We start from the raw sequence: 26742 nt of genomic DNA, 5'->3' as shown, positions 1-26742 counted from the left end.
GAAAATCCAAGTGAGATCTTGGAAAAACCAAGTAGTGTGTGCGGCAACCACATCGCGGAGGGAAGTCCATGCAGTTCAAGCAGTCGAGCAAGCTGTCGGGAGTGTCGTACGAGATTCGCGGTCCGGTGGCCGAGGAAGCCGCCCGGCTCGAGGCCGAGGGGCATCACGTCGTGAAGCTCAACACCGGCAATCCGCTGATCTTCGGGTTCGACGCGCCGCCGGACCTGTTGCAGGACATGGTGCGAACCCTGCCCGCCTCCACCGGCTACACCTCGTCGAAGGGCCTGCTCTCGGCCCGGCGCGCGGTGGTGCAGTACTACCAGACGCTCGGCGTGGCCGATGTCGACGTGGAACAGGTGTTCCTCGGCAACGGTGTCTCCGAGCTCATCATGATGGCGATGACGGCGCTGCTCGAGAACGGCGACGAGGTCCTGGTGCCCGCCCCCGACTTCCCGCTGTGGACGGCCGCGACCGCGCTCAACGGCGGCACCCCGGTGCACTATCTGTGCGACGAAGGCGCCGACTGGTACCCCGACCTGGCCGACATCACCGCCAAGATCACCGACCGCACCCGCGCGATCGTCCTCATCAACCCCAACAATCCGACCGGTGCGGTGTACCCGCCCGAGGTGCTGCGCGAGATCCTCGAGATCGCCCGCAGGCACAACCTCGTCGTGTTCGCCGACGAGATCTACGACAAGATCTACTACGACGAGCTCGAGCACACCGCGGTCGCCTCGCTCGCTCCCGATCTGCTGTGCCTGACCTTCTCCGGCCTGTCGAAGAACTACCGCGCCGCCGGTCTGCGTTCCGGCTGGCTCGTGGTGTCGGGCCCCGTTCAGCACGCGGCGAGCTACCTCGAGGGTCTGACCATGCTGGCCGGTCTGCGGTTGTGCGCGAATGTCCCCGCGCAGCAAGCCATCCAGGCCGCGCTCGGCGGGTATCAGAGCATCGACGATCTGGTCCTGCCCGGTGGCCGGCTGCGCGAACAGCGCGACCGGGCGTGGGAAGCGCTCAACTCCATCCCCGGTGTCTCGTGCGTGAAACCCAAGGGCGCGCTCTACGCCTTCCCGCGCATCGACCTGGACATGTACCCCATCCACGACGACGAGAAGTTCGTCCTCGACCTGCTGCTGCAGGAGAAGCTGCACATCGTGCAGGGCACCGGCTTCAACTGGCCGCGTCCCGACCACTTCCGCATCGTCACCCTGCCGCACGCCGACGAACTCGAGGCCATCATCGAACGCATCGGCCGCTTCCTGGCCACCTACCGGCAGTAGGTCAGGTCGGGCAGCCCTGCCCGGAGTCACCGGACGCCGAGGGCGGAAGCTGGATGAGGCAGAGGGCGAGCCCGGCCATCGCGTCGGCCAGTTCGCCGGACCCCGTGTGGACCGTCGGGCGGTTCGGCCCGGGGATCTCGGCCGAGGCGGCCGGTGCGGCGAGTACCGGCACCGCCGCGGCACAGACGATCAGCGCCGCGGCGGCGAACTTCTTCGGCATGATCGGCCCCTGTCTCCCGGATGACGTCTCGGTCCCGATGCTACGCCCGGGGCGTGCCCGCGGACTTCGGCGCAGCGATGAGGGCTGAGCGCAGCCACGAGACAGAAGGACTCACCGCAGCCGGACCGGGAGGTCGAGCAGGCCGCGGATGAGCGTGCTCGTCTGCCAGTGCATGGTCGCGGCGGGATCGGCCGGGCGCAGGTCGGGAAAGCGCCGGAGCAGGGCGGTGAAGGCGACCTCGGCTTCGAGGCGGGCCAGGGGAGCTCCGACGCAGAAGTGGATGCCGTGCCCGAAGGCGAGGTGGCCCGAGGTCGGCCCGTCGACGGTGAGCGTATCGGGGTCGGTGAAACGGGCGGGGTCGCGGTTGGCGGCCGCCAGCGCGACGTTCACGATCTCACCCGCCGGAATCTCGACACCGCCGAGGGTGACGGGCTCGGCGGTGAACCGCAGCGTCGCCATGTCGACCGGCCCGTCGAAACGCAGGAACTCCTCGACGGCCTCGGGCACGCCGGCCGGGTCGGCACACAGTGCCGCCCATTGGCTGGGCTCGCGCAGCAAGGCGTGCACACCGTTGCCGATCAGGTTCACGGTGGTCTCGTGCCCGGCGACCAGCAGCAGGAACGCCATCGACACCAGTTCGCGGTCGGTGAGCCGGTCGCCGTCCTCGTCGGCGAGCACCAGCTGCGACAGTAGATCCTCGGCGGGCCGGGCCTGCTTGGCGCGCACCAGACTCGACAGGTACGCCGCCATCGCGGCCGCGGCGGCGGGCCGCCCCTCCTCCTCACCGACCACCCCGACCAGCGACCGGGTCCACGCCTGGAAGTCGTCCCGGTCGTCGAAGGGAACACCGAGCAGTTCGCAGATCACGGTCACCGGAAGTGGATTGGCGAAGGTCTGCATGAGGTCGACCTCGTCGTGGCCGTCCATCGCTGCCAGGAGGTTCTCGGTGATCTCCTCGATGCGAGGGCGCAGCGCCGCCACCTGACGGGTGGTGAACGCCTTGTTCACCAATTTGCGCAGGCGGGTGTGCTCGGGCGGGTCGGTGCTCAGCATGTGCTGCAGCAGCACCATGGTGTTGGCGTCGGTGGGGGCGCCGTCGCGTTTGGCGCGCAGGATCTCGTCGGCACGCACGGTGTCCTTGCGCAGCCGAGGGTCGGCGAGTGCGGCGCGCGCCTCGGCATGACCGATGACGATCCAGCGGATCACGTTGTCGGGGAACAGCACCCGATGCACCGGTCCGGTGGTGCGCCAGCGGCGGTAGTGGGCGTGCGGGTCGTCGAAGAAGTCGGCGCCGATGGTCTCGACAGGGGCGGCGGCGGTGGTGGTGTCGGCCATTTCGTCACGGTACCGGGGTGGCCGCGGCGACGCGCCGGAAGCGACCACCCCGATTACCGAATTCCCTTGTGACAGGCGATGTCCGGTTCAGCGGGCGGACCCGTGCAGGGCGATCTTGCCGTTGCGTCCCGGCGTTTCCGAGGCGACGGCCGCGTCACCGGCCTTGTCGAGGGGGAACTCACCGTCGAGTTCCAGGCGCAATGTGCCGTCGGCGGCCAGCCCGACCAGTTCGGTGATGAGCCGCACATAATCGGCGCGGTCGATCTCGGCACTGCGCTGCTGGCCCCAGAAGCCCTTCACCACAGCCTGTTTGAAGATCACCGCACCGGTGTCGATGATCATCGGCTTGCCCGACAGCGCGCCGAAGGAGATGAGTTCACCGCGCGGGGCGAGCAGCGACATCAGCGTGGCCGCGGCCGGACCGCTGACCTGGTCGACGGCCCGTACGATAGGTTCGCCGCCGGTCACCTCGGTCACCCGCTCGGCCCACCCTTCGCTCTCGGTGTCGAGGACCGGGCCGTAGCCGAGGTCCTCGAGTGCCCGCACCGAACCGGGTCCGCGCACCAGGCTCAGCACCCGCACTCCGCGCTGCTCGGCGAACAGGTTGACCTGCCGGCCGACGGCGCCGTTGGCGGCGTTCACCACGATCCACTGACCGGGCTGCACGGCGAGATCGTCGAGCAGCATCAGCGCGCTCAACGGCATGGCCAGCAATTGACAGGCGGTCTCGTCGGGCACCGTCGGCGGCATGGGAACCACCTGGTCGGCGCGCGCGACGAAGTAGTCGGCCCACGCGGCCCTCGCCCCGGCCACCGCGACCCGCTGCCCGACCTGCACCCGATCGGCACCCGGGCCCACCGCGTCGACGACGCCGACGGCCTCGGTGCCCGGGATCGCGGGCAGCGGGGGTTTGTAGCCGTATATCCCGCGCACGATCGCGAGGTCGTGGTTGTGGATGGGCGAGAGCGTCATCGACAGCCGCACCTCACCTGGTCCCGGTTCGGGCGCGGGCACGGTCTGTGCCGCGAGTACGTCCTTCGGCTCCCCGAATCGTTCGATCACCACTGCCTGCATGTCCGCCTCCGAAGCTGGTCGCGAGTCGTGCACGATGCGCCCATTCTTCCACCGCGCCGCACTTCCCCGACGCCGCACGTTCCGGTCGCGCGTCTCGCGCACTCGGCACAGAGGCCAGTGGCAGCCCGCCTCGGCTCGGGATGCGAGGCTGCGGCGATCGACCCACAGGAGACGTTCCGGCCATGGCGAACGCTCACAATGCGCTCGTGTCAATACGCCGCAAGGGTGACCGACGCCCCCTGCGGTAGCTTCACCGAATCGGTCTTACGGGGGACGACCGGCGAGGAGCTGCGGCCTACTCTCGGTCCATGACAGCCGGAACCCCTTCACCCGCGGCATCTTCCGGCCGCCGCATCGGCGAGGTCGACATCCTGCGCGGATTCGCCCTGTTCGGCATTCTGATCACCAATGTGATCATCGCGACCACGCTGTGGTCCGCCGTCGGCACCCGCGAGGACCCGCGTTCACTGTTCGACGGCACCGCCGATCAGCTGGTCCGCGCGGGCGTCGACGCGCTGTTCACCGGACGTTTCTACCTGCTGTTCGCGTTCCTGTTCGGATACTCGTTCACCCTGCAGATCGCGGCGGCCCAGCGGGCCGGGGCGCCACCGGTGCGGCGGCTGCTGCGGCGGTGTGCGGCACTGATGGGAATCGGCCTGCTGCACGTGTACTTCCTGTGGGTCGGCGACATCCTCACCCTGTACGCGGCGCTGTGTCTGCTGCTGATCGCCCTGCGCAAACTCTCCGCCCGCACCGCCGTCATCACCGCGATCGTGCTGTATTCGCTGTGGTCGGTCTTCGCCTTCCTACCCGGAAGCGGCACGGGCACGCTCGGCCTCGGCCTGTTCTTGGACCTGCCGAAGATGTCGGCGGACTTCACCGGCAGCATCGCCGACACCTTCGCCGCCCAGACCTCCGTCGCCCCGGTGTTCGCGATCCTCATCTGGATAGGCCAGGGCGTGCCGAGCCTGGCGATGTTCCTGCTCGGCATGGTGGCGGGTAAACGCAATCTGTTCGAGGACGCCGCGACCATCGCGCGCTGGTCGCCCCGGGTGCTGTGGATCGGGTTCGGGCTCGGGCTCCCGATCTCGGCCATGACCTTCGCCCAGCTGATGGACTGGTGGCATCCGCCGGTCCCGGTCCACGGATTCCAGTACCTCATCGCGCCCGCCATGACCTTCGCCTATGTCGCGCTGATCCTGCGGCTGGTGGGCTCGCCACGCACCGGCCGGTATCTCGCCGCGCTCGCGCCCGCCGGGCGGATGGCGGCCACCAACTACATCGGTCAGTCGGTGGTGCTGATGGTGGTCTACACCGGATACGGTTTCGCCCTCGCCGATACCGTCGCGCCGCCGGTGGTCGTGCTCGTCGCGTTGGTCACCTTCGCCGCCCAGCTCGCGCTCAGTGCCTGGTGGTTGCGTCACCATCCCTACGGTCCGGTGGAATGGGTGTTGCGCGCGGCCACCTATCTGAGGCTGCCCGCGTGGCGGACACCGAAAGCGGCTGCGGCCCAAGCTGTTCGCTGACCTAGCCGGACCGGTCGGCGCGCGCGGCGAAACCGTCGCAGAGCGCGTCGAGGCCGAGGTAGAGCAGATCCTGCGAGGTCAGCTCGCTCACGCCCGCGCCCTCCAACTCCGCCAAGGCGGGCGGCACCGGGAACTGTGGTGTGCCTTCCAGTAGGTCGCGCAGACCGTTGGGGTCGTCGGTCGCGGTGCGCTTGTCGGCGAGCAGGGCGCCACCGACCACCGGCAGGCTCGCGCCCGAGATGTAGTTCCACACCGTGAAGGCCATGGTCGTGGCCTCGCGCGCCGACACCTCGAGCTCGCGCAGGCCCGCCACCAGCCACGCCAGGCTCGCCAGCCCCTGGGGGCCGAAGCTGTAGCGGGGGACCGCGAAGGTCAGCAGCACCCACGGATGCTGCTGGTAGAGCTGCCAATCGACCTCGGCGGCGATGCGTACCCGGTCGCGCCAGGTCCAGTTCTGGCCGGTGGGGTCGGGATAGGGGTGCCGAGCGGCGATCTCGTCGGTCATGGCCGCGATCAGTTCGTCCTTGCTGTCCACGTGCCGATACAGCGACATGGTCCCCACCGCGAGCCGATCGGCGATGCGCCGCATCGACACCGCGTCGAGGCCGTCGGCGTCGGCGAGGGCGATCGCGGCGTCGACGATCGCCGCCCTGGTGAGCTTGGCCTCAGTCATCCCATGACTCGCTTTCGTCATCCGGTCTTAATGCGTACACTGTACCGGTGCCTCGCGTACGCCGTACGCACACCTGGGAAGGAACTCGGAATGACGAAGCTGGAACCGGCGGTGCCCACCGCAGTCGCCGGTGGACGCCGCGCATGGCTCGGATTGGGCGTGCTGCTGCTGCCGGTGCTGCTGGTGTCGATGGACATCTCGGTGCTGTTCCTCGCCATGCCGACCCTGACGAGCGACCTCGACCCCACCGCCTCCCAGCAGCTGTGGATTCTCGACATCTACGGGTTCATGCTGGCGGGCCTGCTCATCACGATGGGCAATCTCGGCGACCGGATCGGCAGGCGCAACATCCTGCTCGCCGGCGCGGCCGTGTTCGGTGTGGCATCGGTGCTCGCCGCGTTCGCGCCGAGCGCCCCGGTCCTCATCGCCGCGCGCGTGCTGATGGGTATCGGCGGTGCGACCCTGCTGCCGTCGAGCCTGGCGCTGATCTCCACGCTCTTCCCCGACGCCCGCAGGCGCGCCACCGCCATCGGCATCTGGACGGCCTTCTTCGCGGGCGGTTCGGCCGTCGGCCCGATCATCGGTGGCCTGCTGCTGCACCACTTCTGGTGGGGTTCGGTGTTCCTCATCAATATCCCGGTGCTCGCGATCCTGCTGCTGTTCGGACCGTTCCTGCTGCCCGAGCACCGCTCTACGACCCTCGGCCCGATCGATCTGCCGAGTGTGGCGCTGTCGATCGGCGGCATCCTGCCGGTGGTCTACGGCATCAAGCACATCGCCGCCGACGGGTTCGATCTCGTCTCCCTGGTGATCGCGGCTATCGGTGCGGTGATGCTCGTGCTGTTCGTGCGCAGGCAGCGGCATCTGAGCGAACCGCTGCTCGACCTGTCGCTGTTCACCCGGCCGCTGTTCCGGGTCGCGATCGGCGCCAGCATGGCCGGCATGATGTCGCTGGCCGCGATGAGCTACCTGACCAGCGTGTATCTGCAGTCGGTCACCGGGCGTGACCCGTTGCAGGCCGCGCTGCTCGGTATTCCGATGGCGGTGGCCGTGTTCGTCTGCTCGATGAGCGGGGCGAATCTCGGGTTGCGGATCGGAGTGCGGGCCGCGTTCACCCTGGCGCTCGTCGCGTCGGCGGTGGGCAATCTGATGCTGCTCGGCGTCGGTGTCGACGGCGGGTCGGCCTGGTACGTGGCCGGTTCGGTGATCGCCGGTGTCGGTTACGGCATCTCCTTCACCCTGGTGTCGGATGTGGCGGTGTCGGCGGTGCCTGCCGAGCGTGCGGGCTCGGCGGTCGGCATCTCGGAGACCAGCTTCGAGCTCGGCAACGCGCTCGGGCTCGCGCTGCTCGGTTCGCTGGCGGCGCTGGTGTTCCGCTCCGGCGGCGACTTCGACGAAACGCTGGGGGAGACCCTCGCGCACTCCGGTGGCGATGCGGGTCTGGCGCACGCCGCTCGCGAATCGTTCGTCAGCGGCATGCATGTCGCCACCACTGTCGGTGCGTTGCTACTGCTGGCGATGGCCGCGCTGGCGTGGCGTTCGGCCCGGTCGACGCGCTGAGACGACCGGTAGCGGCGGTCCGCGTGACTGCCCTACCGGTCTTGCGGTCCCGCGCAGCACTCGCTCGTTTGTGAGGAGAGCCACCGGGGCCGCGGCCGGACGCGGCTCGCCGCGCGTTGCGGTGCCGGCGTTGCATAGGATCGTCGGATGCGAAACGAGGGCGCGACGGGCCTGGCGACATTGCTCGCGCTGGCTGATTCGCGCCTGCCCATCGGCGGGCACGTGCACTCCGGCGGTGTCGAGGAGGCCGTGGCGTCCGGCCTGTTGCGCGACAACGCGAGCGTCGAGCTGTACCTGCGCCGCCGCATCGTCACCACCGGCCTGGTGGCTGCCTCGCTGGCTGCCGCAGTCTGCGCGGGCACGCTGTCGCCTGAGCGCGCCGACCTCGAAACCGACGCTCGCACACCATCTCCCGCCGCGCGCACCGCCTCCCGCGCCCAGGGCCGCGGCCTGCTCCGGCTCGCCAAACAGCTCTGGCCGAACCCCGCGAACCCACCGGGTACGCGTGCGCCGCGACCGAACGGCTCCCGCACCGACGATCGCGCCGGGCTCCTCCGTGCCGCCCTCCCACGCCCCCTGGCTCCCGACACGCACGCCCCCGCGACCGAACCGGGCGACACGCACCACCGGCTGGATTGGGCGAGCGTCGGCCCGCGACCGCACCTGCCGACTGTGTTCGGCATGGTCGGCCTGGTTTGCGGGGCGAGTCCGCAGGAGCTGGCCGGTGTCGTCGTCTACACCACGCTCACCGGTGCCGCGACCGCCGCTCAGCGCCTCCTCGCTCTCGACCCCGCGGCCATCGCGGCGAGCACGCTGCGCCTGGCACCCCTGTGCGACCGGGTCGCCGCCGAGGCCGCCACGGGGTTGGCCGCGCTGTCGGACCCGTTGCAGGACGCCCTCGCCGAACGTCACCTCCACCGCGACATGCCCCTGTTCGCGTCCTGATCCCGAGATGAAGGAGTTCCCATGCCGCCGCACCTGATCGATGGTGAACCGCACGATCACAGCCACGACCGGCCCAAGCGCGATCGGGTTCCCGGTGAGGCGCTGCGCGTCGGCATCGGCGGCCCGGTCGGCTCGGGCAAGACCGCGCTGGTCGCGGCGCTGTGCAGGCAGCTGCGCGACGAGCTGTCGCTCGCGGTGCTGACCAACGACATCTACACCACCGAGGACGCCGACTTCCTGCGCCGCCACGCGGTGCTGCCCGACGAGCGGATCACCGCCGTGCAGACCGGCGGCTGCCCGCACACCGCCATCCGCGACGACATCACCGCCAACCTCGACGCCATCGACGACCTGGTCGCGGCCAATCCGCCGCTGGACCTGATCCTCGTCGAGTCCGGCGGCGACAACCTCACCGCCACCTTCTCCTCCGGCCTGATCGACGTGCAGATCTTCGTGATCGACGTGGCGGGCGGCGACAAGGTGCCGCGCAAGGGCGGTCCCGGTGTCACCTTCTCCGATCTGCTCGTGGTGAACAAGACCGACCTCGCCCCGCTGGTCGGCGCCGACCTCGGCGTGATGGAGCGCGACGCCGCGAAGGTGCGCGAAGGCCGTCCCACCGCGCTGATCTCGCTTACCGACGACCCGGCCGCCACCCCCGTCCTCGCCTGGGTGCGCGAACAGTTGCGGCTGACCGCCGAGCAGGACGCGGCCGCCGGCGTTGCGCACTGAACTGAGCATCGTCGCCGCGCCGGACCGCCTGCCGCGCATCGATGCGGTCGGCGGCCTGGCCGGGCGACACACCGGCGCCGATACCGTGCACCTGATCGGCACCGCCGCCACCCCGCTCGGCGGGGACGAACTCGACGTCCGCGTGGTGGTGCTGCCCGGTGCGCGACTGGTTGTCCGCTCGGTGGCGGCGACGATCGCCCTTCCGAGCACCACCAGTCCGGTGTCCTCGGCGCGCTGGCACTTCGAAGTCGGTGCCGAGGCGGAGCTGGACTTCGACCCGGAGCCGACAATCGTCGCGGGCGGGGCACATCATCACGCGGTGACCACAGTCGTGCTCGGCCCCGGAGCGCGGTTGCGGTTGCGGGAACGGATCCAGCTGGGCCGTAGCGGGGAGGACGGCGGCGGCTGGCGCGGTGATCTGATCGCCGACGTGGGGGAGCTGCCGCTGCTGCGGCACCGGCTGGAACTCGGGGCGGGCACGTCTGCCGACGACCGGCTGAGCGCAGCGCGAGCGCTCGACAGCGAATTGCGCTATCCCGACGATCGACCCGCCTGGTCGGGCGGCCTGGACGCGGTCCGGCTGCCGCTGGCCGCGGGCGGCTCCCTGGCGACCCGCACGAGTGCGCGCCTGCACGCACCGGTTGCGGTCGGTTAACTGAGAAGTGGTGGGAGCCGGACGTATCCGACTCCCACCACCCGGCACCCCGACGATCAGGCGATGGCCAGCCCGCTGTCCTCGGCCTCGACCGTCTCGGGCGCGTCTTCGCCGTCGACGGCGTCGGGCGACATTCCGCGCGGCGGCGCGAGGAAACCGTTCGTCGCACCGACCACGGCGCCCACGCCGGCACCGACGATCGTGGCGGGCACCGACACCGCCATGTATCCGGCCACCCCGCCCAGGATCGGGCCCGCGACCAGGCCGACCGGGAAGAAGACGAGCCCGGTGACGAGCCCGGCCACCGCGCCGACCGTGCTGCCCATCATCGCGGCCGGAATCGCCACCGTCGACCCGACGGCGGCACCGCGCGCGGCGGTGCCGAGGGTCTCCTGGGCGATCCGGTCGGAGCGACTGCGCTCGAGCCCGATCGAGTCGAGGAACGTCGCCAGGTTCGCCTCGGTGTTGGCCGAGGCGTCGTTGATCTGGATCGACGTCTCCACCGGAACGAAGTCGGGCACCGGAACCTGCTGGTCACCGAAGCGGAACTGGCCTGGCGGCGGCAGGATCGGCGGAACCGGCGCCACCGCGGTCGGCAGGTGCAGCGGGCCGACCGGAGACAGATAATCGGTCTCCGGACCCGTGCGTGCCCACGCCAGCGAGCTGCGGGTGTTCGCAGGCTTCGGCGCGGTCACGTAGGGGGTGGCATTGGGCGCGGCCGCGTCGTACTCCGGTGCGATCGGCTGTTCGGGCTGGGTCACCGCCGCCTGCGCGGGATCGGCATTCGCGGTGCCCGTGCCGATCAGGGCCATGACAAGGGGTACCGCTCCTGCCGCGACGACCGAACCCACCTTCTGTCGCTGCGGGCTCGGCGCCCTGTGTTTCCCCGTCGCCATAGATCACCTTTCATCCGGGGGATTTGGTCACACATATGACCTCCGACATTCGGTCCGGCGCGGAGGCCGGATGGGTCCGAAACGTCGGCGACCCGCAATATCGGTGTGCCGGAAGGTAACCGGAGACGACAAAGCCGGATGGTTCGACGGAACCATCCGGCTTTCGGGCAGGTGTACTACCCGGACTTGCGCTCGTCGATCTGTTTGCGCCCCGACGGCGGGGCGCCGAGGTGGGCGGCGAGCTCGTCGGCCTCGGAGACGTCGGAGTTGACCTCCTCGATCGCCAGGCGCGCGAACACCCACTGCTCGGTCGCCGCCATCTGACCGCGGTTGCGGCCGAGGAAGGACACGAACCAGCCGATCACGGTGACGATCCGGCTGCGGTAGCCGACCAGGTAGTACAGGTGCAGGGCCAGCCACGCGAGCCAGGCGAGGAACCCGCTGAACTCGAGCTTGCCGATCTGGCAGACCGCGTCGAAACGCGAGATGGTCGCCATCGAGCCCTTGTTGAAGTACTTGAACGGCTTGCGTTCGGCCGGGGTCTGCCCCTTCAGCCCGGCCTTGATGGCCTTGGCCGCATAGGTGGAACCCTGGATCGCGCCCTGCGCCTGACCGGGCACACCCGGCACCGACATCAGATCGCCGACCACGAAGACGTTCGGATGACCCTTGACCGTGAGGTCGGGCTCGACGATCACGCGGCCGGCCCGGTCCACCTCGGTGCCGTCGGACCGCTCGGCGATCATCTTGCCCAGCGGGCTGGCCTGGACGCCCGCCGACCACACCTTGCACATCGCCTCGATGCGGCGGGTGCTGCCGTCCTTGTCCTTGACGACCACGCCGTGCGCGTCGACATCGGTCACCATGGCGTTGAGCTGGATCTCCACGCCCATCTTCTCGAGCCGCTTGGCGGCCTTGGCGCCCAGCTTCGGACCCATCGGGCCCAGCACCGCGCCCGCGCCCTCGAGCAGGATGACGCGCGCGTCGCGCGGGTCGATGGTGCGGAAGGTGCCGTCGAGGGTGCGGTCGGCGAGTTCGGCGATCTGCCCGGCCAGCTCGACACCCGTCGGGCCAGCGCCGACGACGATGAAGGTGAGCAGCCGGTCGCGTTCCTCCTGCGTTTCGGCCAACTCGGCCTGCTCGAAGGCGCCGAGGATGCGGGCACGCAGTTCCAGGGCGTCGTCGATGGTCTTCATACCGGGCGCGTAGGTGGCGAAGTGGTCGTTACCGAAGTAGGACTGCTGCGCGCCGGTGGCGACGATGAGGCTGTCGTAGGGGGTTACCGTGTCGCGGTTGAGTAAGCGCGAGGTGACCGTCTGGTTGTCCAGGTCGACGTCGACGACGTCGCCCATCAGCACCTGCGCGTTCTTCTGCTTGCGCAGCACGAGCCGGGTGGCCGGGGCGATCTCGCCCGTCGACAGGATGCCCGTGGCCACCTGGTACAGCAGCGGCTGGAACAGGTGGGTCGACGTCTTGGAGATCAGCGTGACATCGACATCGGCCCTGCGCAGGTGCCGGGTGCCGAACAACCCGCCGAACCCGGAACCGATCACCACCACGCGGTGCCGCTGGTTCCCGACAGACTGAGTGCTCATCGTCCTGACTCCTCGGCTGACTGGGGTGATTACAGAACCGACCTTACGGGACGTGCCGCCTCAGCGACCCGCAAGGAGCAGCTGGGCCACCTTGGTGTCGGTCTCGGCGCCCTCGGTGTAGCCGCCGTCGGCGCCGAGTGCGTTCATGATGGCCAGGGTATAGCGCTCGCCCTCGCCCGCGACGCCGACCGAGTTGACCACCCAGCCGTCGGCCTCGGCCGACCAGCCGTTCTTCAGGCCGGGACGCATCGCCGCACCGGCGCCCCACACACCCCAGTGCTGGTTGGAGTCGACCGAGCGCATCCGGTCGAGCAGGTAGGCCAGGTCGTCGGGGTGCATGGTGTCGAGGATGGTGTTCATCAACCGGTCCAGGTCGGCGGCGGTGCACTTCTGGAACGACCAGTCCGGGAACAGCGCGGTGTTGGTCGGCTGCGGGATCAGACTGACCATGCCGTACGCGCGGAAGGCGTTGTTGTAGGCCATCCGGTCGAAGCCGATGTACTTGTGCCACAGCACATCCGTGGCCTGGTCGTTGGACGTGGCGAGCATCGCCTCGATATTGCCCCGGTCCTCCGGCGACAGCGCGATGGCGCCGACGCGGGCCCGGTTGAGCAGGTCGGCGGCGATGGCAAGCTTGATCGTCGAGGCGGTCCACACCTGGTTCTCGGCGTGTTCGTTGGCGTAGATGCCGCCGGTGACGCGGTCGCGCAGCACGTAGCCGACGACGCCGGGGCGCCCGGCCAGGTAGCTGTTCACCCGCGCGATCCGCGAACTCATGTCGCAGTCGAAACCGGACAGGCACGCCTGGGTCAGGACCGGCGCGGCCTGCGCGGTGGCGGTGAGTACCGGGACGCCCGGGGTGAGGGCGGCCGCGGCGGCGAGGAGACAGGCTGTTGCTGCGACCCGGGAAACGACGCGGGTGGCGGGGGAACGGTCACGCACGAGGCACCACACTGGCACATCGGCGGCCCGGGCGCACCCTTCGCTGCCGAATCGTCACATATCGACCTTGTGGCACAGCGGGATTGCGATCAGTGATGCGCGGCGTGCGGGGTGGCGATGGGGCAGCCGTTGAGCCGGTGGCAGTGCTCGAACGCCTCGCCGTGGCGATCGAGGGGCCATGAGTGCAGCACCTGGTCGGGGCCGTAGCGCCGGGAATTGATGAGTTCCCAGCGGGCGCCTGCGCGGCGGACGACGAACCCGCCGTCGGGAACCAGGGCAATCACCTGCGCGATCATGAACCGAACCCGCCTTTCGTACTGCGGCCGAACCGTCCCACCCGAGCCTGCAGAGTCCCACGCCCCGGTTTCGTGCCGGCGCAGGCGTGGCCGGTAACGCGTTGCAGTGTGGTCTATTTCACTAGCTCTTGCCGGGGGTGCGGGCGGGGTCGCATGATTGCGGGTCGGTCGCTGGGCGTATAAACGACGGATGCCGTTGCACCTCCATCGCGCCGAACGCGCCGACGCGCTGGCCGACGGTCTCGGGCAGGTGCTCGCGGTCGCTCCCGGTGATCCTTTCGCCACCGAGGTGGTCGCCGTTCCCGCGAAAGGTGTCGAGCGCTGGCTGGCGCAACGGTTGTCCGGTGTGCTCGGCGTGGGCGGCGCCGGTGACGGGGTAGCCGCCAACATCTCCTTCCCCTCGCCTGCCGCGCTGGTCGCCGACGTGCTGGCCGCCGCGAACGGGATCACCGCCGAGGACGACCCGTGGTCCGGGCAGCGGGTGGTGTGGTCGGTGCTGCGGGTGATCGACGAGGTAGCCGCCGAACCGTGGGCGGCGGTGCTGGCCCGCCACCTCGGGCTGCCCGGCGGCGATCACCGTCTCGGCAGGCGTTATTCGACCGCCGCCCACCTGGCCGCCCTGTTCGACTCCTACGCCGCCCAGCGCCCGCGCGTGCTGCTCGACTGGGTCGCGGGCATCGACGGCGACGGCGCGGGCGGCCCGGTGCCCGACGACCTGGCGTGGCAGCCGAAGCTGTGGCGCGCGCTGCGCACGGCCATCGGCTCCCCGAGCCCCGCCGAACGCCTCGCCGACGCCTGCGCCCGGCTGCGCACCGACCCCGCGTCGGTCGACCTGCCCGAGCGGCTGTCGCTGTTCGGCCTCACGCGCCTGCCCGCCGACCAGCTCGCCGTCTTCACCGCACTCGCCGCCCATCGCGATGTGCACCTGTGGCTGGCACATCCGAGTCCGGTGCTGTGGACGGCACTCGCCGATGCTGCCGGTGGTCCACCGGTCGGGGACGGCTCGGATCCGGTCGCTGATCGGGATGGGTCGGCGCGGGCGAATCCAGCTGGGGCTCAGCAGTTCTCGGCGGCGCCCCGGTCTGCCGATCGGACCGCGGATCGCGTTTCGCACCCCTTGCTCACCGGCCTCGGCCGCGATGTCCGGGAGCTGGAGCAGCGGCTGAAACCGTTGCTGGACAGCGATGGTCATCTCCCGGCGCGACTCGATTCGACGACCCTGCTCGGCCGGGTGCAGTGCGCGATCCGTGACGACCGGGCGCCGGCGGCGGGGGTGGTGCCGGACGGCAGCATCGAGGTGCACGCCTGTCACGGTGCGGCCCGGCAGGTGGAGGTGCTGCGGGATCTGTTGCTGCGCACGTTCACCGCCGATCCGACGCTGGAACCACGCGACGTGCTCATCATGTGCCCCGATGTGGAGGCCTATGCCCCGCTGGTGCGGGCGGCCTTCGGGCAGCGCGGGTCGGGCACCGGGGATCAGCCGGTCGCCGGAGAACATCCGGCCCATCAGTTGCGGGTGCGGTTGGCGGACCGGGGCCGGGCGGTGACCAACCCGATGCTCGCGGTGGTGATCGATCTGCTCGAACTGGCCGACGGGCGCGTCACCGTGACACAGGTCCTAGACCTGGCCGCCGCCGAAAGCGTGCGCCGCCGTTGCGGTTTCGACGACGACGACATCGAACGGCTGCGTGGCTGGGCCGCCGAGTCCGGTGCGCGCTGGGGTATCGGGCAGCGCCAGCGCGAGGCGTTCGGCCTGGCCGACTTCGCCCAGAACACCCTCAACGCCGCCGTGGACCGCATCCTGCTCGGCGTCACCGCCGACGAGTCCGGTGACGACTGGCTCGACCTCGCCCTGCCCCTCGACGATGTCGACTCCAACGACGTCGACCTGGCGGGGCGCTTCGCCGAGTTCGTCGACCGGGTCGCGGTCTGCCTGCGCGACCTGCGCGGACCCCGTCCCGCCGCCCAGTGGACGGCGGTGTTGTTGCGGGCGCTCGAGCTGCTCACCGATGTGCCGGACTCCTACGCCTGGATCCGGGCCGAAGCGCGTCGCGAGATCGTGGCCGCCACCGAGCACGCCGGTGACGCGCCGCTGCGGCTGGCCGATGTCGCGATGCTGCTGACGTCTCGGCTCGCGGGCGCACCCGGCCGGGCCAACTTCCGCACCGGTGAGCTCACGGTGTGCTCACTGGTCCCCATGCGATCGGTGCCGCACCGGGTGGTGGTGCTGCTCGGCCTCGACGACGACATCTTCCCGCGCACCGGCAGTGTCGACGGCGACGACCTGCTGGCCCGCGACCCGCTGATCGGTGAACGTGACGCCCGCAGCGAGGACCGGCAGCTGCTGCTCGACGCGATCATGGCCGCCACCGAACAGCTGCTGGTGCTGCACACCGGCGCCGACCCGGTCACGGGTGCGGCCCGCCCGCCCGCTGTCCCGGTGGCCGAACTACTCGACGTGCTCGCCACCCACGTGGGCTCGGCCGCGATGTCCGACGTGCACATCCGGCATCCGCTCCAGGCCTTCGACCGGCGCAATTTCGCACCGGAGCGCCCACGCAGCTTCGACACCGTCGCCCTCGCGGGCGCGCGGGCCGCCGCGCGTCCGTCCCGCCCGCGCCCACCGCTGCTCGCCGAACCACTCCCGCCCGCCCCACCCGCGGACGTGGCACTGGCCGAACTGATCGCATTCGCCGAACACCCGGTGCGCGCGTTCCTGTGGCAGCGCCTCGGCCTGCGGGTCCCCGAGGAATCCGAGGACATCGCCGACCAGTTGCCCATCGAACTCGACGGCCTGGCCAAATGGGACCTGGGGGAGCGGATGCTCACCGCCCGCCTCACCGGCGCCGACCCGGCGGGCCTGCGCGCGGCCGAATGGCGACGGGGGACGTTGCCGCCCTTCGGTTTCGGCACTCGCGTGCTCGACGAGGTGGAGGGCACGGTCGACACCATCGTGCGCACCGCGCTGCCCGACTACGAGGCGAGCCCGCGAGCGGTGGACATCGCCGTCGACCTGGGCAACGGTCGCACCCTCGCCGGTACCGTCCCCGAAGTTCGTGGCGAAACCCTCGTCCGCACCACGTACTCCCGTCTGGCCCCCAAACATCGTTTGGCAGCGTGGGTTTCGCTGCTCGCGCTGGCCGCCACCGAGGACCGGTCGTGGCGGGCGATCAGCACCGGGCGCGGCCAGTTCCGTAGCCGCCCGGTCGCCCGGTCGATCATCACCGCACCCGAACCCCCTGCGGCCCTTGCGATCCTGCGCGATCTGGTCCGTCTGCGCGACGAGGGCCTGTGCGAACCCCCGCCCGTCGCCCCCACCGCCACCGCCGCCTACGCCGAACGCCGCTTCCGTGGCGACAGCGTCGCCGATGCCCTGCTCGCCGCCGAACACGCCTTCGACGGTGGCCCGAACGGCCCCGACAAATTCGGCGACCACACCGACCGCTACCTGCGCTACATCTGGGGCCGCGCACCACGTTTCGAACAGTTGATCGCCGAACCCGCCCGCCCCGGCGAGCCGGAAACCACGCGCTTCGGTGCTCTCGCCCGCCGCTGGTGGGGCCCGTTGCTCGCCGCCGAAAGTCAGGGGCAACCATGAAGACATCGCTGCCCGTGGGGGCGCTGTGGGCGACCGAGGCGGGCTGGGCGCGAGCCGTTCGGTACGAGCGGCCGAAGCGGTGACCGGGATGATGTCGGCCCCGTTGACCGAGGCATTCGATGCGGCTGGTCCGTTGCCGCAGGGCACCACCGTGCTCGAAGCGAGCGCGGGCACCGGCAAAACCCATGCGATCGTCGGGCTGGCGGTGCGGTACGTGGCCGAGCAGGGGATCTCGATCACCGAACTGCTGCTGGTGACGTTCAGCCGCGCCGCCACCCAGGAACTGCGCGAACGCACCAGGGACCGGTTCGTCACCGTCGCTACCGCACTGGCCGAACCCACTGCCGCACAAGCCCATCCGGACGAGCTGGTGCGCGTACTCGCCGACGCGGACCCGGCGACGATTCGGCTGCGTCGCCGCAGGCTGCTCTCCGCCCTCGCCGATTTCGACGCGGGCACCATCGCCACCACCCACTCGTTCTGCCAGCGCATGCTCGACGAACTCGGCCTGGCGGGTGAACACGACCCCGGCGCGCGATTGGTCGAATCGGTGGACGACCTCGTCGCCACCGTCACCGACGACCTGTACCTGGCCCGCTACGCCCGCGACCGCGCCCCCTTCACCCTGCGCGACGCGCACATCCTCGCGCTGGCCGCCGTCCACGATCGGCACGCCGAACTCGCGCCACGCACCGAGGGCGCCGCGGGCGAACGGGTGGCGTTCGCGACCGCGGTGCGCGCCGAAACCGACCGCCGCAAACGCCGTGCCGGATTGCGTGACTTCGACGATCTGCTCGTGCTGCTGCACGACGTGCTCGCCGACCCGGTGCACGGACCGGCGGCCTGTGCCCGCATCCGCGAGCGCTACCGGGTGGCGCTCGTCGACGAGTTCCAGGACACCGACCCGCTGCAGTGGGACATCCTGCGCCGCGCCTTCCACGAACACGCCACCATGGTGCTGGTCGGCGACCCGAAACAGGCCATCTACGCCTTCCGCGGCGCGGAGGTGCTCAGCTATCTCGACGCGGTGGCGCACGCGCGACAGCGCAGCGAACTCACCCGCAACTGGCGCAGCGACGCCGGACTGCTGCGCGCGATCGATCACCTCTGTGGCGGCGCGGAACTCGGTCATCCGGAGATCAGCGTGTACCCGGTCGCCGCGACCCGCGCCGACACCCGGCTGCACGGCGACCCCGAGGTCGTCACCCCGTTGCGGCTGCGGGTACTGCCGCGCACCGGTGCCGGGCCGAGGAACAAGTCGGGATTCCCGTCGGTCGGCAGGCAGCGCGCGAAGGTGGCCGCCGATCTCGCCGCCGACATCGTCACGCTGCTCGAATCCGGTACAAGCATCGAGGCCAAACCCGAACGCGGCGCGGACTATTCGCTCACCGAGGTCGGCGACGGCCGGGTGCGCAGACCGATCGGGCCCGGCGACATCGCGGTCCTGGTGCGCACCCGCACCCAGATCGACGTGGTGCGCGCCGCCCTGGACCGGGTCGGTGTGGCCTCCGTACTCGCCGGTGGCACAAGTGTTTTCGTGACCCCGGCGGCCACCGACTGGCTGTGGGTACTGCGCGCGCTCGAGCAACCTCATCGCGGTGACCGGGTGCGGTTGGCGGCCTGCACACCGATCCTCGGCGTCACGCTCGCCCAGATCGATGCCGGTGGTGCCGATCTCGTCGGCCGGATCTCCACACAGCTGCGTGAGGCGGCCCGCCTCTTCGCCCGCGCCGGATTCGCCGCCGTCTTCGACAAACTCGCGACCGAAACCGAACTCGCACCCCGGCTGCTCGGCGTCGACAACGGCGAGCGCGAACTCACCGACCTGCGCCACCTGGCCGGCCTCCTCGACGAAGTGGCCCACACCGAAGGGCTCGGTCTGACCGCCCTCACCCGCTGGCTGGCCGACCGGGTCCGCGACCCGGAGGCGGGTTCGGTGAGCGGGCGCAGCCGCCGCCTCGACCGCGACGCCGCCGCCGTGCAGATCGCCACGGTGCACGCCAGCAAGGGACTCGAATTCCCCATCGTGTACCTACCTTTCGCATGGGACAGTGCCAAGAACCCCTACCCGGCGACCTTGCTGTTCCACGACGACAACGGCACCCGGGTGCTCGACATCGGCGGCAAGGACGCCCCCGGTTACGGCGAACGCCAATTGCGCTGCGAGGCCGAGGAATCCGGTGAAGAGCTGCGGCTGCTGTACGTGGCGGCGACCAGGGCGATGTGCCAAGTGGTCACCTGGTGGGCGCCCGCCGTCACCACGGGTGCCGCGCCACTGCACCGGATGATCCTCGGCCGTCGTCCCGGCGCGTCGCAGGTACCCCGGCGGGCCGAGATTCCCGCCGACGCGGCTGCCCTGCAACGCCTGTCGGAATGGGCGGCCCCGGCCGCCGACGTGATCTCGGTGACGGCGGTCGACCGCCCCGAGAACGTGGCCCCGCGACGGGTACGCACCGAACTCCCCACCGGTGAGCTGGCGGCCGCCGAATTCGACCGGTCCCTCGACCAGCTGTGGCGCCGTACCTCCTACTCGGCCCTCACCGCGGGCGCGCACGACCTGGCCTCGGTCAACGACAGCGAACCCGAGGACGGGCCCGGTCCCGACGACGAGCCGGACACCCCGCCGCTCGACGTGCCGACGGTGGTCGCGGCGGCGCCCTCGCTGATGAACGCCCTGCCCTACGGCGCCGAATTCGGCACCCTCGTGCACGGCGTGCTCGAAACGGTCGACACCTCCGTCACCGACCTTGCCGCCGAGGTGCGCGCACGGTGTGCCGAAGCGGTCGAGCACACCATGGCCGAACTCGATGTCGAGGTGTTGTCGGAGGCGCTGTTCCAAGTACTTTGTACGCCGACCGATTTCGGCTCGTTGGCCCGGATCCCGACCAAGGACCGGCTCAACGAGCTCGAGTTCGAACTACCGCTCGGCGGCGGTGACGACCCGCGCGGCCGGGCCGCCACCCTGCGCGATATCGCCGTCCTGCTGCGTACGCACCTTCCCCCGGACGACGACCTGGCAGGCTATGCCGATCACCTCGCGGCCCTCCCCGAGACGGTGCTGCGTGGTTACCTCACCGGCAGCATCGACGCCGTGCTTCGGGTACCCGGAGACGGTGATCCGCGGTACGTGATCGTCGACTACAAAACCAACCGGCTCGGCACCGGCGATCTCACCGTCGAGCACTACCGTCGCGAACACATGCTCGCGGAGATGATCCGCTCGCACTACCCGTTGCAGGCGCTGCTGTATGCCGTCGCGCTGCACCGTTATTTGCGGTGGCGCCTGCCGAACTACGACCCGGCCCGCCATCTCGGCGGCGCCCGGTACCTGTTCGTCCGGGGCATGATCGGCGCCGACACCCCACCCGGCCACGGCGTCTTCGACTGGCACCCATCCGCCGAACTCGTTGTGGCACTGTCGGATCTGCTCGCCGGGGAGATCCGTCGATGACCGGCGCAGCTGTTTGCGCCGGGTGCGTCCGGTCGACCGGCGCCCGAGGACGCGCGCTGACGGTTCCGGGCGTCGGGCGGAGGGCGAGAAGATGACATCGATTCAGGTGGCGCAGCGGGGTACCGGTCTGCTGCGGGTATTCAACGAGGCAGGCGTGCTGTCGGCCGCCGACGTGCACGTAGCCGTGCGGCTGGGCAGGCTCGGGCGCGAGGACAGCGAGGACGTGTTGTTCGCGGCGGCACTTGCCGTGCGTGCGGTGCGGTCGGGGTCGGTGTGTCTCGAGCTGGCGCGGATGCGTGAGATCGGTGTCGACGCCGACGAAAGTCGCGATGGCGTAACCGGAATCGACCCCGCGACGCTGCCGTGGCCCGAGACGGACCGGGTGCTCACGGCGCTGCGGGCCAGTCCGCTCGTGCAGGGTGGTCAGGCTGGGCCGTTGCGTCCACTGCGGGTGGTCGAGGCCGATGCCGACGGTGGGGCGCTGCTCTACCTCGACCGCTACTACCAGCAGGAACAGACGCTGCGCCGGGCACTTGTCGAACGCAGCGCCGACCACCCCGTCGTCGACACCGACCTCGTGCGCGCCGAACTCGACCGCCTGTTCGCCGACCCCCTCGGCGAAGGCCCCGACCGGCAACGCCTCGCCGCCGCGCTGGCCGCCACCCACTGGACCACCGTCGTCGCAGGCGGTCCCGGCACCGGCAAGACCCACACGATCGCCCGAATCCTCGCCCTGCTCACGGCCCACCGCCGGGTCACCCCCAAACTGCCCGCCCTGCGCATCGCCCTGGCCGCCCCCACCGGGAAAGCGGCCGCCCGCCTGCAGGAAGCCGTGCGTGACCAAGCCGCCGAACTCGGCCTCCCGGAGCTCACCGCGTCCACCCTGCACCGCCTGCTCGGCTGGCAGCGCGGCCGCACCACCCGTTTCCGTCACCACGCCCACAACCGCCTGCCCTACGACGTGGTGGTCGTCGACGAAACCTCCATGGTCTCGCTCACGATGATGAGCCACCTGTTCTCGGCCCTGCGGCCCGACACCCGCCTCATCCTCGTCGGCGACCCCGACCAGCTCGCCTCCGTCGACGCGGGCGCCGTCCTGGCCGACCTCGTCGCGGGACCGGTCGTCGGCATCCCGAACCCGGCCCTGCGCGGACTCCTGACGTCGGACACCGGGTCAGCATCCGCTGCCGCTCGTGCGGGGGAGGAGACCGCATCCGGCGATGACGCTGCCGTGGTGACCGCCGCGGCCGGAACCTCAGCCGGTGATGGGGGAGATGTTTTTGCGAATTCGCCTGCGCAGGACGTCGATTCGCTCAGTGCGCTGGAGTTGCGGCGTCTGCAGGGCGGCATCGTCCGACTGACCCGTGGGCGGCGCTTCGGCGGGCGGATCGCGGATCTGGCTGTCGCCGTCCGAGCAGGAGACGCCGATGCCGCATTGGCGATTCTGCGTGCCGGGGGAGACGACGTATCACTGTGTGGTCCTGACGATCTCCGTGCGGTGCGCGCCGATGTGACCACCGCCGCGCTCGCTGTCACCGAGGCGGCGGAAGCCGGTGACGCAGTCGGTGCGCTCGGCGCGCTGGAATCACATCGTCTGCTCTGCGCGCATCGGCAGGGCCCGTTCGGCGTGGAGCGGTGGGATCGGATGGCGGCCGACTGGGCGGCTGCCGGTGGCGCGGGACCCGAAGGGCCGCAAGCGGTGTGGTATCCGGGTCAACCGCTGCTCGTCACCGCCAACGACCACGAGGCGCGCATCTACAACGGCGACACCGGTGTCATCATCCGCCGACCCGACGGTTCCCTGCGGGCCGCCCTGCAACGCGGCAGCGAGCCCTACCTCGTGCATCCCACCCAATTCCCCTCGGTCGTCACGGTTTTCGCGATGACCATCCACCGCAGCCAGGGCAGCCAGTACGACACCGTCTCGGTGGTCCTGCCCGAACCCGAATCCACGCTCCTCACCCGGGAGCTCCTCTACACCGCGATCACCCGCGCCCGCACCCACGTGCGCATCATCGGTACCGAGGACGCCATCCGCGCCGCCATCGCCCGCCGCGTCCTACGCGCCAGCGGCCTCACCCGCACCACCCTCGCCACCTGACGTCCGATCGAGATCACCACGCTCTGATGGCGGGATTTCGGGCCGAAACCCGCGATCGGAGCGTGGTGATCGAGTGTCCAGGTCAGCGGGCGGAGCTGCGGGAGAGGTTCCAGGCCCACCACGGGTCGTCATCCAGGTCTCTGCGGATGTTCGGCTCGATCCGGGCGCGCAGGGGGTCGGGCAGCCCCTCCAGTGCCGGGAGGATATCGGGCGACAGGGACGTCAGGTAGTCGGCGTCGAGCCGTCCGTTCTGCTCCCAGCGCGCGATATTCCGTTCGGCGACAAGGTATTCGGGGTTGATCGCCGCGAGCGCGACGAGCGTGGCGAGGGCGGTGCCGACGGCCGCGCGCGGCACCCAGCTCCAGCGCAGCCGCGCGATCGCGACCAGCATCAGCACATACAGCAACCCGACCCACAGCTCACACATCGACACCAGCAGACGCAGCACCGTGAACCCGTAGGCCTGCTGGTAGGTCCACATGCGACCGAGCGCGGAGACGACGATGATCAGCGTCAGCAGGCTCACCACACCGAGCAGCACCCGCACCCACAGCCGGTCGGCGGCGGTGTCCTTGACCGAGAAGTGCAGGACCGCGGCGATCACCGCCAGGGCGAGGATGCTCACCGCCGACAGTTGCCAGAACCCGCTGCGCGCGTATTCGGCGTAGGTGAGTCCCGCGGTGCGCTGCACGTAATCGTCGCCGCCGAACAGGGCGACGAACTGGCCGCCGAGGAACACCCCGAACAACAGCGCCAGCACCGCGACCGGCAAGACCCACTCACTGCGCGTCCACAACCGGCTCGGTCGTCCGGCATCGCCGGCGGCGGGCAGCGGTCCGGCCAGCAGATACAGCGCACCCAGCGCGCCCGTCCCCAGCACGGCGAACAGCACCAGCCACTCCCACGCGGCGGCCGAGTCCACCTCGGGCACCAGCCCGCTCAACAGCGTCGCGAACGTCGCGTCGGCCCCACCGAGCAGCGGCACGAACACCACGAGCAGCGCTGCCGTCGCGGCCACCGAAACCCCGTACCGCCGCACCCGCGACAACTCGCTCGTCCCGGCCTGCCGCATCCCCGAAAACGCCCACGGCACAGCGACGAACGACTCGACCGGCACCGCGATCATGTCGAACCACACACCCCGCGTACTCCGCCGCCCCAACACCGCGAACGACCCAGCCACACAGGCCCCGATCACACACCAAGCGAACAACCACCCCGCCGCCCGAACAGCCCCGACCCCCAACAGAACCAGCGCCAACCCGACCCACCAACCACGCCCCCACCGCAACGCCACCCGCTGCACCGCCCCCACAACCGAATCCCCATCAGCTGCCGGACTCGCGGCGGTGTCGGTGCCGGCAGCTGATTTCGCGGCTGGGCTCGTAGCGGTATCCGGGCGTGCGGTGGCGGGCATCGAGGGCGTGACGGCCTTCGTCTGCTCACCCTCGGGTGCAGCAGGAATGTGCTCCGACGGCTGCGTGGTACTTCTGCGCGCCCGCTGGTCGACGGCGCAGAGGGCGGCGGTGACGGCGGTGCCGGTGAGGAGCCAGCCGATGCCGGGGCGGTCGGTGGGGATCACGGTGGCGCCGATGACGCCGACGAACGCCGCGGCCGGAAGGACACCGGATGGGCGGGCGACGCGGCGCCAGCGCGGTGGGACCGCGGGACGTGGAGGCGCTGGCGTGTGGCGAACGGGCGACATCGGTTCCATGGCGGCGGCCTGCCGGCCGGGTGACCAGGAGGGGGGAGTAGAACTGCCCGATGCTGACCGGTCGGCGGGGGATGTCGGCGCCTCGACCGCGGGACCCGGTGATCCGCCGGGCGCGGCACTATCCGGTGCGGCGACCGAATCGGATCGCAGGGCGACAGGGCCGACCTGTGGGCTCGGCTCGACTCGGCCCTCGGGTGTGGCGGGTGCGGGAGAGTCCCCGCGATCCGCATCCGACCCGGCTGAGTCCGCCGGATTCGGTGTGGCAGCGGGAAGCTCGTTGTCCTCGCCGGACCGTTCTGTGGTCGATTTCGTCATGTTTCCCCTCGAAATAGGTGTGCTCGTCCACCCCCCGGGACCAGTGGTCGGGGGGTGGTGATGTGCGTGAGTCAGGAAGTGGGCAGGACTACCCGGATGCGCGAGCCGGGGTCGGCCACCGCGATCGTGCCGCCGTGCAGGTCCACGACCCAGCGGGCGATGGCGAGGCCGAGCCCGGTACCACCGCCGTCGGTGCGCCCGCCCCGGGTGAAACGGTCGAAGACGGTGGCGCGGTCGGCTTCCGGGATGCCGGGGCCGTCGTCTTGGATCTCGAGGACCACCGTGTCGGCATCGGAGCGGGCGGTCACGCGCACCTCACCGCCGGCGGGCCCGTGCCGGGCGGCGTTGTCGAGGAGGTTGAACAGCACCTGGTGCAGCCGGGCGCGGTCGCCGAGGACCACCGCGTCGGCCGGTTCGACCGTCGTCGTGAACCGCACCCCGCGACCGAGCGCGGCCGTCATCACCTCGGCCTCGGCAATGGCCTCCGTCAGAAGTGTTGCCAGCGGCAGGGTTTCGCGATCCAGAGGACTGGCTCCCGCTTCGATGCTCGACAGGTCGAGCAGTTCGGCGACGAGCAACCCGAGCCGTTCGGTCTGTGCCAGCGCGGTGCGCAGGGTGGCCGGGTCGGGGTCGCTCACCCCGTCGACGATGTTCTCCAGTACGGCGTGCAGCGCGGTGACCGGTGTGCGCAATTCGTGCGACACATTCGCGATGAGATCGCGGCGCTGCCGGTCGGCGGCGGCCAGATCGGCGGCCATCTGATTGAACGCGGTCGCCAGCTGGCCCACCTCGTCTCGCGACGACGCCCGCACCCGGAAACTGTAGTCGCCCTGCGCCATGCGCCGGGCCGCCGCCGTCATCTCGCGCAGCGGCCGGGTGATGCCGTGCGCGAGGATCTGCGAGGTGACCAACGCGATGAACATGGCGGTGAGGGTGGTGAACGTCGGCAACCAGCCGATGCGGAACCAGAAGTAGGCGAAGGCCACCGCACCCGAACACACCATCAGCACGGCGAGTTTCAGCTTGATCGAGCGCAGCGGGTCGAGCGGGCGAGGTAACCGGTCGGCGATCCGGTCCAGCGCGGTCGGCACGCTCATCGTGCGTCCAGGGCGTAGCCGACACCGTGCACGGTGCGGATGAGGTCGGCACCGAGCTTGCGCCGCAACGCTTTCACGTGCGAATCCACCGCCCGGGTGCCCGCCGCGTCCGACCAGTCCCAGATGTCCTCCAGCAACCGCTCCCTGGCGAGCACCGCCCGTGGCCGCTGCGCCAGCCGGGTGAGCAGATCGAATTCCAGCGGGGTGAGCCGGGCTTCGGTCTCGCCCCGCCACACCCGGCGCTCGGCGAGGTCGATCCGCAGATCACCGACGACGATGCTGCTGTCACCGCGGTCCGCGGCCCGCTCCACCCGCCGCAGCAGCGCGTGCACGCGGGCGGCCAGTACCCGCATGGAGAACGGTTTGGTCAGATAGTCGTCGGCGCCGACGCCGAGCCCGATCAGCTGGTCGGTCTCGTCGGTGCGCGCGGTGAGCATCAGCACCGGAACCGAACGCTCGGCCTGGATCCGCCGGCACACCTCGAGACCGTCGAAGCCGGGCAGCATCACATCGAGCACCACCAGATCCGGTTCCCCCGCCGCGGCGGCGGCCACGGCCGCCGGACCGTCGTGCGCCAGATCCACGGTGAATCCCTCGGCGCGCAAACGCGCCGCCACCGACTCGGCGATCGTCACCTCGTCGTCGACGACGAGGACCCGCCGCGCCGTACCCCCACTGAGTTCCATGCTGCGACCCTAGCGACCGGGTGTGGAGGGTTCTGTCACCAAATGTGGAGATCG

Annotated in this window: 20 protein-coding genes; 9 read left to right on the top strand and 11 right to left on the bottom strand. The window is 70.5% G+C overall.

The window, feature by feature from the left end; genetic code table 11:
- The first annotated feature begins 68 nt into the window (after positions 1 to 68).
- The gene (locus AB0I35_RS04510; RefSeq protein ID WP_357394348.1) at positions 69 to 1280 is read left to right on the top strand and encodes a pyridoxal phosphate-dependent aminotransferase; all 1212 of its coding nucleotides are present in this window, start codon (positions 69 to 71) and stop codon (positions 1278 to 1280) included.
- Position 1281: 1 nt separating this feature from the next.
- Here the strand turns inward: AB0I35_RS04510 and AB0I35_RS04505 are convergent, their stop codons facing one another.
- From AB0I35_RS04505 to AB0I35_RS04495, 3 genes are all read right to left on the bottom strand, one after another.
- On the bottom strand, positions 1282 to 1500 hold the full coding sequence (locus AB0I35_RS04505) for a hypothetical protein (protein ID WP_357394346.1): 219 nt from the start codon (positions 1498 to 1500) through the stop codon (positions 1282 to 1284).
- A 111-nt stretch (positions 1501 to 1611) separates the two neighbouring features.
- Positions 1612 to 2835, bottom strand: a complete 1224-nt coding sequence (locus AB0I35_RS04500; RefSeq protein ID WP_357394344.1) for a cytochrome P450 — start codon at positions 2833 to 2835, stop codon at positions 1612 to 1614.
- A gap of 87 nt (positions 2836 to 2922) precedes the next feature.
- Positions 2923 to 3909, bottom strand: coding sequence for a zinc-binding dehydrogenase (locus tag AB0I35_RS04495; RefSeq protein WP_357394342.1), 987 nt, complete (start codon positions 3907 to 3909; stop codon positions 2923 to 2925).
- Positions 3910 to 4217: 308 nt separating this feature from the next.
- Here AB0I35_RS04495 and AB0I35_RS04490 point away from each other — a divergent pair, with 308 nt between their 5' ends.
- Positions 4218 to 5435, top strand: a complete 1218-nt coding sequence (locus AB0I35_RS04490) for a DUF418 domain-containing protein (protein WP_357394340.1) — start codon at positions 4218 to 4220, stop codon at positions 5433 to 5435.
- A 1-nt stretch (position 5436) separates the two neighbouring features.
- Here AB0I35_RS04490 and AB0I35_RS04485 read toward each other — a convergent pair whose 3' ends face one another.
- Positions 5437 to 6108, bottom strand: coding sequence for a helix-turn-helix domain-containing protein (locus AB0I35_RS04485; RefSeq protein WP_357394339.1), 672 nt, complete (start codon positions 6106 to 6108; stop codon positions 5437 to 5439).
- Positions 6109 to 6198: 90 nt separating this feature from the next.
- Between AB0I35_RS04485 and AB0I35_RS04480 the strand changes: the two genes are divergently transcribed.
- From AB0I35_RS04480 to AB0I35_RS04465, 4 genes are all read left to right on the top strand, one after another.
- The gene (locus AB0I35_RS04480) at positions 6199 to 7668 is read left to right on the top strand and encodes an MFS transporter (RefSeq protein WP_357394337.1); all 1470 of its coding nucleotides are present in this window, start codon (positions 6199 to 6201) and stop codon (positions 7666 to 7668) included.
- 147 nt (positions 7669 to 7815) lie between these two features.
- The gene (locus AB0I35_RS04475) at positions 7816 to 8613 is read left to right on the top strand and encodes an urease accessory UreF family protein (protein ID WP_357394336.1); all 798 of its coding nucleotides are present in this window, start codon (positions 7816 to 7818) and stop codon (positions 8611 to 8613) included.
- Between the two features lie 21 nt (positions 8614 to 8634).
- Positions 8635 to 9342, top strand: a complete 708-nt coding sequence (gene ureG, locus AB0I35_RS04470; protein ID WP_357394334.1) for an urease accessory protein UreG — start codon at positions 8635 to 8637, stop codon at positions 9340 to 9342.
- The gene (locus AB0I35_RS04465) at positions 9332 to 9997 is read left to right on the top strand and encodes an urease accessory protein UreD (protein WP_357394332.1); all 666 of its coding nucleotides are present in this window, start codon (positions 9332 to 9334) and stop codon (positions 9995 to 9997) included. The genes ureG and AB0I35_RS04465 overlap by 11 nt, the downstream gene beginning before the upstream one ends.
- Before the next feature lie 56 nt (positions 9998 to 10053).
- Here the strand turns inward: AB0I35_RS04465 and AB0I35_RS04460 are convergent, their stop codons facing one another.
- From AB0I35_RS04460 to AB0I35_RS04445, 4 genes are all read right to left on the bottom strand, one after another.
- Positions 10054 to 10893 (bottom strand): hypothetical protein, encoded by an 840-nt coding sequence (locus tag AB0I35_RS04460; protein ID WP_357394330.1) that lies wholly within the window; start codon positions 10891 to 10893, stop codon positions 10054 to 10056.
- Positions 10894 to 11069: 176 nt separating this feature from the next.
- On the bottom strand, positions 11070 to 12488 hold the full coding sequence (locus tag AB0I35_RS04455) for an NAD(P)/FAD-dependent oxidoreductase (RefSeq protein WP_357394329.1): 1419 nt from the start codon (positions 12486 to 12488) through the stop codon (positions 11070 to 11072).
- A 60-nt stretch (positions 12489 to 12548) separates the two neighbouring features.
- Positions 12549 to 13430 carry a tat pathway signal sequence gene (locus AB0I35_RS04450; RefSeq protein ID WP_174550283.1) on the bottom strand — a complete coding sequence of 294 codons (882 nt, stop codon included), beginning with the start codon at positions 13428 to 13430 and terminating at the stop codon, positions 12549 to 12551.
- Between the two features lie 89 nt (positions 13431 to 13519).
- The gene (locus AB0I35_RS04445; protein ID WP_181698142.1) at positions 13520 to 13726 is read right to left on the bottom strand and encodes a hypothetical protein; all 207 of its coding nucleotides are present in this window, start codon (positions 13724 to 13726) and stop codon (positions 13520 to 13522) included.
- Between the two features lie 190 nt (positions 13727 to 13916).
- On the opposite strand from AB0I35_RS04445, the gene recC reads away from it, so the two are divergent.
- From recC to AB0I35_RS04430, 3 genes are all read left to right on the top strand, one after another.
- Positions 13917 to 17324, top strand: coding sequence for an exodeoxyribonuclease V subunit gamma (gene recC, locus AB0I35_RS04440; RefSeq protein WP_357394327.1), 3408 nt, complete (start codon positions 13917 to 13919; stop codon positions 17322 to 17324).
- Between the two features lie 88 nt (positions 17325 to 17412).
- On the top strand, positions 17413 to 20775 hold the full coding sequence (locus tag AB0I35_RS04435) for a UvrD-helicase domain-containing protein (RefSeq protein ID WP_357394325.1): 3363 nt from the start codon (positions 17413 to 17415) through the stop codon (positions 20773 to 20775).
- A gap of 91 nt (positions 20776 to 20866) precedes the next feature.
- Entirely contained in the window at positions 20867 to 22876 is a 2010-nt protein-coding gene (locus tag AB0I35_RS04430; RefSeq protein ID WP_357394323.1) for an AAA family ATPase, read from the top strand.
- 82 nt (positions 22877 to 22958) lie between these two features.
- On the opposite strand, the gene AB0I35_RS04425 is transcribed toward AB0I35_RS04430, so the two are convergent.
- The 3 genes from AB0I35_RS04425 to AB0I35_RS04415 all read right to left on the bottom strand — a co-directional run bounded on the left by AB0I35_RS04425 (position 22959) and on the right by AB0I35_RS04415 (position 26688).
- Positions 22959 to 24581 carry a DUF4173 domain-containing protein gene (locus tag AB0I35_RS04425; RefSeq protein WP_357394321.1) on the bottom strand — a complete coding sequence of 541 codons (1623 nt, stop codon included), beginning with the start codon at positions 24579 to 24581 and terminating at the stop codon, positions 22959 to 22961.
- A gap of 395 nt (positions 24582 to 24976) precedes the next feature.
- Positions 24977 to 25984 carry an ATP-binding protein gene (locus AB0I35_RS04420; RefSeq protein ID WP_357394982.1) on the bottom strand — a complete coding sequence of 336 codons (1008 nt, stop codon included), beginning with the start codon at positions 25982 to 25984 and terminating at the stop codon, positions 24977 to 24979.
- Between the two features lie 14 nt (positions 25985 to 25998).
- Positions 25999 to 26688: a response regulator transcription factor gene (locus AB0I35_RS04415; protein ID WP_067635873.1), complete on the bottom strand. Its 690-nt coding sequence runs from the start codon at positions 26686 to 26688 to the stop codon at positions 25999 to 26001.
- Between the last annotated feature and the right edge of the window lie 54 nt (positions 26689 to 26742).

It is taken from the genome of Nocardia sp. NPDC050378 (genome assembly GCF_040655675.1).
GTDB lineage: Bacteria > Actinomycetota > Actinomycetes > Mycobacteriales > Mycobacteriaceae > Nocardia > Nocardia coubleae.
The sequence above is the reverse complement of the archived record's forward strand: the minus strand, read 5'-3'. Positions and strand labels throughout refer to the sequence as shown.